9 protein-coding genes are annotated in these 13,131 nt (G+C 57.5%); all 9 read right to left on the reverse strand.

Annotated features, from left to right (window positions below):
- Window positions 1-176 precede the first annotated feature (176 nt).
- The 9 genes from NMD14_04415 to NMD14_04455 all read right to left on the reverse strand — a co-directional run bounded on the left by NMD14_04415 (window position 177) and on the right by NMD14_04455 (window position 12,932).
- Window positions 177-506, reverse strand: a complete 330-nt coding sequence (locus NMD14_04415; protein ID XEI33671.1) for a hypothetical protein — start codon at window positions 504-506, stop codon at window positions 177-179.
- Window positions 507-668: 162 nt separating this feature from the next.
- Window positions 669-2,336 (reverse strand): energy-dependent translational throttle protein EttA, encoded by a 1,668-nt coding sequence (gene ettA, locus NMD14_04420; protein XEI33672.1) that lies wholly within the window; start codon window positions 2,334-2,336, stop codon window positions 669-671.
- Between the two features lie 212 nt (window positions 2,337-2,548).
- On the reverse strand, window positions 2,549-4,963 hold the full coding sequence (locus tag NMD14_04425; protein XEI33673.1) for a DEAD/DEAH box helicase family protein: 2,415 nt from the start codon (window positions 4,961-4,963) through the stop codon (window positions 2,549-2,551).
- Between the two features lie 338 nt (window positions 4,964-5,301).
- Entirely contained in the window at window positions 5,302-6,426 is a 1,125-nt protein-coding gene (locus tag NMD14_04430) for a Fic family protein (GenBank protein ID XEI33674.1), read from the reverse strand.
- A gap of 23 nt (window positions 6,427-6,449) precedes the next feature.
- Window positions 6,450-7,625 (reverse strand): restriction endonuclease subunit S, encoded by a 1,176-nt coding sequence (locus tag NMD14_04435; protein XEI33675.1) that lies wholly within the window; start codon window positions 7,623-7,625, stop codon window positions 6,450-6,452.
- Between the two features lie 14 nt (window positions 7,626-7,639).
- Window positions 7,640-9,094: a type I restriction-modification system subunit M gene (locus NMD14_04440; GenBank protein XEI33676.1), complete on the reverse strand. Its 1,455-nt coding sequence runs from the start codon at window positions 9,092-9,094 to the stop codon at window positions 7,640-7,642.
- 298 nt (window positions 9,095-9,392) lie between these two features.
- Window positions 9,393-10,250 (reverse strand): lytic transglycosylase domain-containing protein, encoded by an 858-nt coding sequence (locus NMD14_04445; GenBank protein XEI33677.1) that lies wholly within the window; start codon window positions 10,248-10,250, stop codon window positions 9,393-9,395.
- Between the two features lie 277 nt (window positions 10,251-10,527).
- Entirely contained in the window at window positions 10,528-11,541 is a 1,014-nt protein-coding gene (locus NMD14_04450; protein ID XEI33678.1) for an NAD-dependent epimerase, read from the reverse strand.
- The gene (locus tag NMD14_04455) at window positions 11,538-12,932 is read right to left on the reverse strand and encodes a UDP-glucose/GDP-mannose dehydrogenase family protein (GenBank protein ID XEI33679.1); all 1,395 of its coding nucleotides are present in this window, start codon (window positions 12,930-12,932) and stop codon (window positions 11,538-11,540) included. The genes NMD14_04450 and NMD14_04455 overlap by 4 nt, the downstream gene beginning before the upstream one ends.
- Between the last annotated feature and the right edge of the window lie 199 nt (window positions 12,933-13,131).

Raw genomic sequence — 13,131 nt, forward strand, 5'->3', positions numbered from 1 at the left:
TTATCGCCAGACTCGTCCTGATACCGTGACAACGCGCACATTTTTACACAGGCGGCGATGTTTACAAACCCCGGATCTGCGAAGCGGATCAATGAATGGAGTAAAAGATCAATCGTTTGCTTTTTGGCCAGTAAAAAAGGTGCTCGCCGGAGAACATTGTTGAGCAGAGAGGAGGCTCAGAGGGTCTTGAAGTAACGTTCCACCAGTTGGGCCAGCACAGCATCGAGAGTCTCCTGTACTTCCCCCGGCTCCCGTCCCAGACGGCGCAGCAACAGGCTGGCCTGCTCCTCGGTCAGCTTGCGCCCCTCGATAAAGAACTCATGCTCCGGCAACTGTTTGTCGTAGCGGGGGATCAGCACCCAGCTCACCAGCTCGGGCTCCACGGCGGCAAACATCTTGGCGGCAGCGGCACAGAAGGTCTCGATGTGCGCCTTGCCATCCGGCCCGAGGCAACCCGGTTCAACCCGGATCTGGATGGTGAGTTTTTTCTCTATAGGGGTCGTCATCGTGCTACATCCATGCAAAGGCATCCGCCTTGGATTGTAAGTCAAAAGGCAAGAGAAAGGGGAGCCGAAGCTCCCCTCAACACGCAGTCAGCCTTATTTGGTTATGCGCTTATCGTCATTGGCGCGGTGCGGCTGGATAGCCACTCGCCCTGCACTGCCAAGTTACTTGGCGATGCGCTTGTACTTGGCGCGATGGGGCTGGATCGCCTCGGCGCCGTAGGTCTTCTTCTTCCACTCTTCGTATTCGGTGAAGTTGCCCTCGAAGAAGGCAATCTTGCCCTCATCCTGATAGTCCAGGATGTGGGTGGCGATACGGTCGAGGAACCAGCGGTCGTGGGAGATCACCATGGCACAACCCGGGAACTCCAGCAGGGCGTTCTCGAGGGCGCGCAGGGTTTCGATATCCAGATCGTTGGTCGGTTCATCCAGCAGCAGCACGTTGCCGCCGGTCTGCAGCAGCTTGGCCAGGTGCAGACGACCACGTTCACCACCGGAGAGTTCGCCAACCCGCTTCTGCTGGTCGGAACCCTTGAAGTTGAAGCGGCCGATATAGGCACGGCTCGGGAACTCGTAGTTGCCGATGCGCAGGATATCCTGACCGTCAGCGACCTCTTCGAATACTGTCTTCTTGTCATCCATGCTGTCGCGGAACTGATCGACAGAGGCCAGCACCACGGTTTCACCCAGGGTGATGGCGCCGGAATCCGGCTGCTCCTGACCCGACATCATGCGGAACAGGGTCGATTTACCGGCACCGTTCGGGCCGATGATGCCGACGATGGCCCCCTTCGGAATGGCAAACGACAGATCGTCGATCAGCACCCGATCACCGTAGGATTTGCGCAGGTTGGCCACTTCCACCACCTTGTCGCCGAGGCGCGGTCCGGGCGGAATGAACAGCTCGTTGGTCTCGTTGCGCTTCTGGTAGTCGTTGGTGTTGAGCTCTTCGAAGCGAGCCATACGGGCCTTGGACTTGGCCTGACGCCCTTTCGGGTTTTGACGAACCCACTCCAGCTCCTTCTCGATGGACTTGCGACGGGCCGCTTCGGAGCTGGCTTCTTGTGCCAGACGGGCGTCCTTCTGTTCCAGCCAGGAGGAGTAGTTGCCTTCCCACGGGATACCTTCGCCGCGGTCCAGTTCCAGGATCCAGCCCGCCACGTTGTCGAGGAAGTAACGGTCGTGGGTGATGGCTACGACAGTGCCTTCGTAGTCGTGCAGGAAGCGCTCCAGCCAGGCCACGGATTCCGCATCCAGGTGGTTGGTCGGTTCGTCCAGCAGCAGCATGTCCGGCTTTTCCAGCAGCAGACGGCACAGCGCTACCCGGCGGCGCTCACCACCGGAGAGGTGCTTGATCTTGGCATCCCAGGCCGGCAGGCGCAGGGCATCGGCCGCGCGCTCCAGCTGGTTTTCCATGTTGTGACCGCCCTGGGCCTGGATGATGGCTTCCAGCTCGCCCTGTTCGCGGGCCAGCTTGTCAAAGTCGGCATCCGGGTCGGCGTAGGCCGCATAGACCTCGTCCAGGCGGGCCATGGCGCGCTTCACCTCGCCAACGGCCTCTTCGACCGCTTCGCGTACGGTCTGCTCCGGCTCCAGCTTCGGCTCCTGCGGCAGGTAGCCGATCTTGATGCCGGGCTGCGGGCGGGCTTCCCCTTCGATCTCGGTATCTAGCCCTGCCATGATGCGCAGCAGGGTCGATTTACCGGCACCGTTGAGACCCAAGACGCCGATCTTGGCGCCCGGGAAGAAGCTCAAGGAGATGTTCTTCAGGATATGACGCTTGGGCGGCACGACCTTGCCGACCCGGTTCATGGTGTAAATAAATTGAGCCATTGGCTAATTCTCTTTAATTTTCAGAATGTTAATGTCTTGGCGCTAACAGGCTGATGTCGTGGTGGGGCCAGGTCGACACAGGTCAACCCGGTTCCAAAAAACCCGTCGATTGTAAACCAATGACCCAAGGGCGGCAAAGCAACCGGCTGGGGGCTGGTTCCCCAGTTCGGGGGGATGGTCGGGGATGGCAGCAGCGCCCCCGATTATCTGGTTCACTGCCCCTGATAGAGATACTTTTGGAAGCCGACGAAGGCGCTGCGTACAGCATCAGGAGTGCCCAACTCGGCAAAGGCATCGGCCAGCGCATTGTTGTATTTGAGTTTGAGCAGTGGCCCCAGCTTGGTGTCATCCAGTTCGGTCACCCCCTCTTTGACATAGTGACCCAGCACGAAACTCAAGAAGGCTTGCTGCTTGCTGTCAAACTCCTGGCTCAGCATGGCTTCGGCTTGCGTGGCTCGCTCTTCCCGGGTCATGGGATCATCGGCATAGGCCACATAGGCCAGCACATCAAATAGATCACTCTGCTCGGCCTCGATGACCTTCTGCATCTCGGTCAGTTGGTCAAGGCCAAACCCTTTTTCTGCCAGACCATCAAGCAGCTTTTTACGGGTGCCCGGTTCACTCCAGAGTGCGCGCAGCTCGTCTTCATCCTTGAAAAACTCGGGCAACTTGCCAAACAGCTCGTCCATAAATTCGGCGGCTGACATCGGCGTACCATCCGGGTGCCAAAAGTGGGTGGCGCTCATGTGCTGGATCTTGCGGGCCTTGCCGTCAGCCAGTTCAATCTTGATCTTCTCTTTCTTCTGGCAGGTGCAGGGCTTATTGCCGCACACCTCACACTGATACTCGGGCTCAGGCTCTTTCAGGCAGACACAAGGGCGCTCGCCACAGACCTTGCATGGCTTGGGCGGTGCTTTCTCGCAGGAGCAAGGAGAGGTGCCGCAGCGTTCACATACCTCGGCTGGCAGGGGCTCACCATCCCACTCGGGGTCGCTAAAGTGGTGATGGGCTTTTACAAAGTCATGCAGGGTGAAGTAGTCCTTGCCATCACAAAGCCGGGTGCCTCTGCCGATGATCTGTTTGAATTCGATCATCGAGTTAACCGGACGCATCAGCACGATATTGCGCACATTGCGGGCATCTACGCCGGTTGAGAGCTTTTGCGAGGTGGTCAGGATAGTCGGGATCGATTTTTCGTTATCCTGAAAATCGCGCAACCACTGCTCGCCCAGCGCCCCATCGTCGGCGGTGACCCGGTGGCAATAGTCGGGGTGCTTGATTGTGTTCATCTGGTTGATGAGATCTCGCACCGCCAGCGCATGATCCTGGGTGGCACAGAACACGATAGCTTTCTGGCGCTGGTCGATCTCATTCATAAAGATCTCGACCCGTTTTTTCTCGCGGGCTTTGATCTCGATGATGCGGTTAATCTCCTGTTCGGTGTAAACCCGACCTCGTTCTACTTCCCCCTGAATCACCTTGTCATCTGAGGTGTAGATGTACTCATCCAGTGTGGTGGCATGTTGGCGCACCCGAAACGGGGTCAGGTAACCGTCGTTGATCCCCTCTTTGAGCGAGTAGCTATACACCGGCTCGCCAAAATAGGCATAGGTATCGACGTTATCCTTACGCTTGGGGGTTGCGGTCAAGCCCAGTTGCACCGCCGGTTTAAAGTAATCGAGAATGGCCCGCCAGTTGCCTTCATCGTTGGCACCGCCCCGGTGGCACTCATCGATGATAATGAGATCGAAGAAATCGGCGGGGTAGTCACCAAATACCGGGGCCGGTTTGCCCTCGGCATCGGTGCCAGTCATAAAGGTCTGGAAGATGGTGAAGAAGATATTGCCATTCTTGGGGGCACGGCCTTTCTTTCTGATCTCGTCTGGGGAGATCCGCACCAGCGCATCTTCCGGGAAGGCAGAGAAACTGTTGAACGCCTGATTGGCCAAGATATTGCGGTCTGCCAGAAACAGGATGCGGGGGCGGCGGGCCGGCTCACCTTCGCTCTTCCAGTCATTGATGTTCCAGCGACTATGAAACAGCTTCCAGGCCAATTGGAAGGCAATAAAGGTCTTGCCGGTGCCGGTCGCCAGGGTCAGCAGAATGCGATCTTGTCCTTGGCTGATGGCCTTCAATACCCGCTCGATGGCGATATCCTGATAGTAACGCCCCTGCCAGTAGCCGCCCTTGTCTTCAAAAGGTACGGCAGTGAAGCGCTCCCACCAGCGGTTCTGCAAGGCAAAGGTGGCATGCCACAGCTCATCCGGGCTCGGGAAGGCCAGGGTTTGCCCCTCCTGGCCACTCTCCATGTCGATGGCATAAATACCCTGGCCATTGCTTGAATAGGTAAAGCGGATAGCTAGCTTGTTGGCGTAATCCTTGGCCTGACCCACCCCGGCGGTGAGCGGTTTGTCCCACGCCTTGGCCTCAACCACAGCTAGCTTGGTATTGCGATACTCCAGCACATAGTCGGCCGAGAGCGCCTTGCCCCGTTTACCATTGCCCTCCAGCCGCCCCAGGGTGATGGGGTACTCACGGCGAATACGGCTGCCCGGGGTGACGCCCCAGCCAGCAGCCACCAGCATGGGGTCGATATGGTCGCTGCGGGTTTCTGCTTCGTTCTTCACGTTCTCTCCCTGTCTCTGTGGCCAACGGCCGAGCCATGCTCGATGGTTGCGGCGCAGTCCCCGCCAAGCTGGTCAATCAAAACCCAATCAAGAAAGATCAGGTTGCCAGAAACCTTGTAATTGCATGATTTATTAGTGTTTTTTAATAATCACTGCATCATTGACTGAGCCAGAATCAAAACCCAATCAACAAATGTTCCATCGAAAGCTCACCATTAATGGTTGCTCAATCAGGTCTTTTTAGTGGTTAGTGTCTCACTTATGAGCCACAAACCGGTTTGTTTATCATTTTTTTAAAAAAATGAGATACAAATGCTTTTGTGTCTCACCACTGAGCATCAAAATACCTCGCGCCCCTCCGCGACGTTCAGTAACTCGCGAAACGCATAAATCCCAGCCCGACGGCCCCGGCCCTCTTCAAGCGTTATCAAAATCCCAGCGTCCCGCAGCAAAGTCAGAATACGGTTGGCGGTGGGCCTTGGAATATCCGCATGGTTGATGAACGTAGGCGCACTGAAAATTGGTGATTGGAATAAGAAATCGACTGCTCGAATGGCATGCTGGGAATGTGTGAGGTCTGTCACTTGGGTCTTGATTCGATCGTAAAGTGACAAAATAGCGCGTGCTCGATGCTCATTCTCTGCAGCCTGCTCACGTACACCCTTAAGGAAAAACACACACCAACTCGTCCAGTCGCCATCACGCGAGACCGCTCGCAGGCGCTCCTGATATTCCTCGCGGTTTCGTTCCAGATAGCCGCTCATATAGAAATCCGGACTGGCCAGTAGTTTGCGCTGATGGAGAAACAACGGGATCAGCATTCGCCCCAAGCGACCGTTACCATCCTTGAATGGATGCAGTGCTTCAAATTCAACATGGATGATCGCAAGTTGCACCAGCGCGTCAGGTTCAGTAGTGCTGCCAAAATAGCGCTCCCATTCATCCATTCCGAAACACAAATGCTCTGGTGCAACAGGCACAAAGCTGGCTGTGTCAATGGTGCAACCCGCCGTCCCAATCCAGTTCTGTTCGGTCCGGTAGTAACCTGGCGTTTTATCGCGTCCGCGTACCCCCTCCATGAGCAACTCATGCGCACCACGCAGTATGTGTTGTGAAAACGGGCGGTGTGCCATTTCGCTAACGCAGGCTTTCATGGCCCGACGGTAGTTCAATACCTCTTCTGCATCGAGTCGCTTGGGTTGCGTAAAGGCTTCTGAATCACCACCAGCCTCAATCTCAAGCACTTCGCCGATCGTCACATGCGTACCTTCGATTTTCGACGACAGCACGGCTTCCTGAGTCGTTAAAGGTGAAAGCAGAATGTGAGCATTCGGGATAGCCGATAGCAACCCATCATAGCGAGCAAGTCCCGCATTGGCGGGACCAAGCAAGGGGATGAGCTGCAGCCAATCCAGCTCTGCTGGCGGGAAGTCTCCAAGGTGATAATGAACAGCGTCGCTCATGTATTGTTATCCATATTCGTTTTCTATAACTGGCCGCTAAAGGCTTGCTGTAACAGCGACTGCTTTAGCTCATCCAATGCAGCGATCTTGCGCTGGTAGAGGGATTCGAGGCGCTGGGTTTCAACTCTCAGAGCATCTAATTTCATAACAGCTTCAAGTTGTTGTTCGGCCATCACTCTCGGCACTTTAAAGCTACGAAGTAGCTTTAAAGAGACAGTTTTTTGCGCGGTGCCGGTCGCTCCATCTTTCGCTTGCTTAAACACCTGAGGAGACATAAGCAAGTAATAGAGCCAGTTGCTTGAGATACCAGCTTTCGGGCGAACCAGCCCGATGTGCCGCTGAAAGCAAAACTCGGCATTACTCTCAACCAAAACTGGAATACCGAAAGAGCCTGTAACCGTGTAAAGAACATCACCATACTGAGGCTTTTTATTCGTTTTCAACCCGGAAAAATACTCATGTGGCACCTTGAAGGTGTTTGAAAAATCAATTTTTTGGGTGTCTTTTTGAATATTGCCGATAGTGATGAAAGGAACTCCAGTTTCTGATTTCGGCGGTGGCATGTGATCGCCGTCGGTAATGTCGGTCGCAAGATCTGAAAGGCTTACGACAGGTCCGGTTTGCCAAGCATGGTTGAAAACGGCTTCCAAATAGCTTTCAAACAGGGTGCGGGCGTTCTGGCGGTTCTGCTCGGCATTGGTGCGGGCCGCTGCGATAGCCTCAAACGCCTCATCGAGGATAGCCACGATGCGTTGTTGCTCGGGAAGAGTAGGAACAGGAATCATCAATGCAGCAAGCTTGGAAGCGTTAAATCCACCTTGGGCGCTACCAGATGAACCTGCTCTTATTGCATCCCAATATTCTTTTGATTGGAAATACAGCGAGACAAACTCAGGAAGCAAAGACATATCCTGTAAACGCAATCTGATTAAGTAAGATGCAAACACTGCTTCGGGTGGATTAATAACCAGAAAACTCTTGCCTGTAGTTGCTCCGGTTCGAGCAAAAACGATATCGCCATGGGCAAGCTTGAACTTCTTTAGTCCTGTTGCATCTATCTGGCAGAAAGGTACATCATCCCAATTGACACCACTATCTTGAATGTCTGTAATTCTCAGAAATTTGGGGCCAATAGGATCACTTGTCGCGCTCTCTGTGTATCCATAATTAATTACAGATACTTCCCCTAGTGGCTTCATTTTCCACCTAGCCTTCATACCAGCCCCCGAATCGTGGCCAGCAGCTCGGCGCTTTCGGCATCCAGTGCGGCAATCTCATCCATGATGTCACTTGGGCTGCGATGAACCACTTCTTCACCGCCGTTAGGATTTTTCACCGACAGGTCATAGCTGCTGGTATCGATCTCGGCAACGTCCAGGCTCCAGCTGTTGGCTGAGTCGGCAAAGCTGGCCTGCAGCTCGACAAACTCTTGCAGATCGTCGTCATTAAGCGGGTTGGTCTTGCCCATATTGCGGCCCGGGTCGAGCTGATAGAACCACACCTTGCGGGTCGGTTCGCCCTTGGTAAAGAAGAGCACCACGGTTTTGACCCCTGCCCCCTGGAAGGTGCCGCCCGGGCAGTCCAGTACGGTGTGCAGGTTGCAGCTCTCCAGCAGCAATTTACGTAAGTTAACTGAGGCATTATCGGTGTTGGAGAGGAAGGTGTTCTTGATAACGATGGCTGCACGACCGCCCACTTTCAGCATCTTGATAAAGTGCTGCAGAAACAGAAATGCCGTCTCGCCAGTGCGAATGGGGAAGTTTTGTTGCACCTCCTTGCGCTCCTTGCCGCCAAACGGCGGGTTGGCAAGGATCACCTCCATCCGGTCTTTGTCCTGAATATCGCTCAAGTTCTCGGCCAGGGTATTGGTGTGCTGGATATTGGGCGCTTCGATGCCATGCAAGATCAGGTTCATGATGGCGATGACGTAGGCGAGGCTCTTCTTCTCCTTGCCGTAGAAGGTGCGGGTCTGCAGGGTGGCCAGATCGTCGGTGGAGAGATTCGGCATGGCGCTCAGGTAGTCGTGGGCTTCACACAAGAAGCCTGCTGAACCACAGGCGCCGTCATAGATGCGCTCGCCAATGCGCGGCTTGGTCACCGCAATCATGGCGCGGATCAGTGGGCGAGGGGTGTAGTATTCGCCGCCATTGCGCCCGGCGTTGCCCATCCGCTTGATCTTCTCTTCATAGAGCGCCGACAGCTCGTGTTTCTCCACCTGGGAGCGAAAGCGCAGCTCGTCGATATGGTCGATGATATCGCGCAGGGTGTAGCCGCTGCGGATCTTGTTCTTAATCTCGCCGAAGATTTCGCCAATCTTGTACTCGATGGTATCCGGCCCGCTCGCCCGTTGCTTGAACCCTTCCAGATAGGCGAACAGCTCTTTATCGACAAACTCCACCAGATCGTCACCTGTCATGGCCACGTTGTGGTCAATCTTGCCATCGGCCCCCTTGGGGGCGGCCCAGCTCGACCAGCGATAGCGAGGTAGCAGGATCGGGGTATAGGGCTTGCCTTCGAGCAGTGCTTCGCTCTCTTTGTCCTGCTCCAGCGCGTCGAGGTACTTGAGGAACAACAGCCAGGAGGTTTGCTCGGTGTAATCCAGTTCAGAGCTGCAGCCCGACTCTTTGTGCAGGGCGTCGTCGATATTCTTGAAGGCTTGATCAAACATGAATGGCATCCGGGTAATGCGGGTGGGCAACCGCCAGCCTGGGCAGGCAGTTGCCGCTAATGGATTGAGTTGGCGGCCATTCTACTGTGTTAGCGGGATGCCATAAACCGTTATGGCAGTTTTTGGCCGCGGGATGGGAGGGCATCAAGGTGCCAATGCTAATGCCAAGGGCCAAGGCGCAAGCAAGGCCGAGTGATCCATTTGGCTAAACCGCGCCGGGTCTATCAGCCATGGCAATAGCTGGCAACAGATAGCAGCAGAGAGAAATGGCGCGCCGTGGCACCTTGCTGGCGAGCGCTCAGGGCTGCTGGTGCCCTGCAAAATAGAGCACCCGTTTCACGTACTCCTGCGTCTCGTCATAGGGCGGGATCCCGCCATAGCGCTCTACCGCTTTTTCACCAGCGTTGTAGGCGGCCGAGATCAACACCCAGTCACCATCGAAGCGGCGATCCAGCCACTTGAGATAGGTGACGCCACCCTTGATGTTCTGGGCCGGATCAAACGGTCGGGTTACTCCGAAGCGTTGTTGGGTCTCGGGGATCAGCTGCATCAGTCCCTGGGCATTTTTCGGTGAAACGGCGCGGCTGTTGAGGTTGGATTCGGCGATGGCGATCGCCAGTACCAGCCGGGCATCCACCTTATGGTGTTTGGCGGCATGGCGCAGCATGGTGACCAGTTTCTGCTTGGCGGGTGGCTGGCGGGCAATCCAGGAGTCGACATTGAAGGGGGTGGCGGGGATCCGGGCCAGATAGCCACCTTGGCCGCCACGGATCCCGATGCCGCACTGATCCCCCATGGGGGCATTGCCGATGCGGGCGTTGTAGTAACGGGCAGCCTGTTGGCTGCCAAGGCGTATCGCCATGGCGAGATAGCTGTTGGCCAGCTTGGCGCTGCGCACCGAGGCGGGGCCGGTGGCGAGCAGGCGGCCGATCCGGAAATACCCTTCGGGATGGCCGGTGCTGGCCGCGACACAGTAGAGGGCGATGGCCTTTTGCAGATTGCCGTGTTGCTGGGCTGCCTGACCCTGCTTGATCGCCGTCAGTGCCTTGGGGGCTTGCCTGAAATCCCTGCCTTGTGCCATCGCTAGCGGCGTACCTGCCAGTAACAAAGACAAAAAAAGCAGCAAAAACAGTCCGTTTTCGCTGATGTTCCTCATGGGGTATCTCCTGCTTGAGTACAGAAGATATAGAGGAACATGGCTGCTATCGCCACCAACCCAGTGGATCCTGTTGTTATAGCCTGGGGATTTCAGAGATCAAAACGGTATGGAACTAATGGCGAACCAGCCGTTTATCGAGGTTTTTCGGTCGCTTAGGGGGCGTGGTGGTACGCCTGCGGATCGGCGTTGGTGCCGGGGAGGTCGCGGTAGCATTGGCCAATGTCGCGGGCAACCCGGCGCGAAAGCTGGGGGCGGATCATGGGGCTCTTGCTCGTCAGGGGGCAGGCCGGTAGTCATCGAGATACCAGCGGACAAACTCGGCGACCCCCTGCTTGAGAGGCGTAGCGGGGCGCAGACCGGTGAGGGTGTGCAGTGACTCACTGTCGGCCCAGGTGGCGTGCATGTCGCCTGCTTGCATCGGCAGCATTCGCTTGATGGCGGGTTTGCCGAGGGCCTCCTCCAGCGCCTCGATAAAATCGAGTAGCCGTACCGGCTGGCCGTTGCCGATATTGAGGATGCGGTAGGGGGCTGCGCTCTCGGCCGGGCTCTGTTTGCTGGCATGCCAATCGGGATTGGCGCCGGGCGGCTGATCGGCCACGGCGAGGATCCCCGCGACAATATCGTCTATGTAGGTGAAGTCGCGGCTGAGATCGCCGTGGTTGTACACGTCGATAGGCTCGCCCGCGAGGATGGCGCGGGTGAACTTGGTGATGGCCATGTCGGGGCGGCCCCAGGGGCCGTAGACGGTAAAGAAGCGCAGCCCTGTGGTGGGCAGGCCATAGAGCGCCGAGTAGGCGTGGGCCATCAGCTCGCCGCTCTTCTTGGTGGCGGCGTAGAGGGAGACCGGGTGATCCACCTGCTGCGCGGTGGAGTAGGGCATCTGATCCCCCATGCCATAGACCGAGCTGGAGGAGGCGTAGATGAGGTGCTGGATCCCATGGTGGCGACACCCCTCCAGCACCGTCAGCATGCCGGTGAGGTTGCTGTCGGCATAGGCGAACGGATTGTCGATGGAGTAGCGCACCCCCGCCTGCGCCCCCAGATGGATCACCCGCTCGAAACCGTGGCGGGTAAACAGGGCCGCCATCGCCTCGCGATCCGCCAGATCCACTCGCTCGAAGTGAAAACCGGGGTTGGTTTCGAGCCGGGCCAGCCGCGCCTCTTTCAGGCTCACCTCGTAGTAGTCGTTGAGGTTGTCGATCCCCACCACCTGATGGCCTGCGGCGCACAGCTGGCTGGCCACGTGAAAACCGATAAAACCGGCGACGCCGGTGATCAGATAGATCATGGTTGGCTCTCCGGGTTGCTGATCGCGTTGGCTGGCTGCATTTTGGCGGGAAGATGTGGCCGCCCGATGGTGTGATAGTCAAAGCCGAGTTCGCTGAGCTGGCGCGGCTCATAGAGGTTGCGGCCATCGATGATGACGGGCTGGTTGAGCAGGGCTTTCAACTGCTGGAAATCGGGGGCGCGAAACGCCTGCCACTCGGTGCAGATCAGCAGGGCATCGGCCCCCTCCAGTGCAGATTCTTGAGTGGGGCAGAGCAGCAGATCCGGCCGCTCGCCGTAAAGCTCATGGGCACGCGCCATCGCCTTGGGATCAAAGGCCTGCACCCGGCCACCAGCTGCCCAGATGGCGGCCAGCAGCGGTCGGCTCGGCGCATCGCGCATGTCGTCGGTGCCGGGTTTGAACGCCAGCCCCCACAGGGCGAAGGTGTGGCCGTGCAGCTCCGGGCCGAAGCGGGTCAGCAGGGTTTGCGCCATCTTCTGTTGCTGGCGCTGGTTGACCTGCTCGACCGCCGCGAGCAGCGGGGCGTCGCAGCCGACACTCGCCGCGGTATGGCGCAACGACTTGATATCCTTGGGGAAGCAAGAGCCGCCGTAACCGCAGCCCGGGTAGATAAAGTGGTAACCGATGCGGGGATCGGCGCCCATCCCTTGCCGCACCGCCTCGATATCGGCCCCCAGCTGCTCGGCGAGGGCCGCCATCTCGTTCATAAAGGAGATCTTGGTGGCCAGCATGGCGTTGGCGGCGTACTTGGTGAGCTCGGCGCTGCGCAGATCCATCACCACGATCCGGTCGTGATTGCGGTGGAAGGGGGCATGGTTGAAGGGGATATAGAGGGCGCGCAGTTGCTCAAGCGCCTGCTCGCTGTCACAACCGATGATGATGCGATCCGGCCGCATGCAGTCGTTGACCGCCGCTCCCTCCTTGAGAAACTCGGGGTTGGCTGCCACCTCGCAGGCGAGGGTCAGCCCACGTTCGGCCAACTGTAGCTCAATATGTTCTTTTACTTGCTGCGTTGTGCCGACCGGTACCGTGCTCTTGGTCACCACCAGCTTGGGGTGCTGCATCAGTCGGCCTATGGTGTCGGCCACCGCCAGCACATGTTGCAGATCGGCCGAGCCATCCTCGTCAGCCGGGGTGCCCACGGCGATCAGCAGCAGATCGGCGTGTGCCACGCCAATGGCGGGCTCTACCGTGAAGCTCAGGCGGCCGCTGGCCAGATGGCTCTCGACCAGCGGGGCCAGCCCCGGCTCATAGAAGGGGATCTGCCCCTGTCTGAGGGCGGCGATCCGCTCATCATCCACATCCACGCAGCAGACCTGATGCCCCACCTCGGCCAGAACGGCGGCCTGCACCAGCCCGACATAGCCTGTGCCAAAAATGGTGACCTTCATGAAAAGTGCCTCGTGCTGTGAATGGGGGGGTGGCGCGGTTAAACCGCGGCATGCTGCATCTTGGTGCAGCGGGTGTCAATGCCAGATGACAGGCACCAGAATGGGGCGTTCAGCCTGACTGTTGTGATCCTTTTCACAAAAAATAGACTGGACCCCATAACGAAGCCCTGTGGACAGGGCTCGCAGCCCGCCCGCAATG

Origin of the sequence: Aeromonas veronii, assembly GCA_041319085.1 — a bacterium.
GTDB classification, from domain to species: Bacteria; Pseudomonadota; Gammaproteobacteria; order Enterobacterales; family Aeromonadaceae; genus Aeromonas; species Aeromonas veronii_F.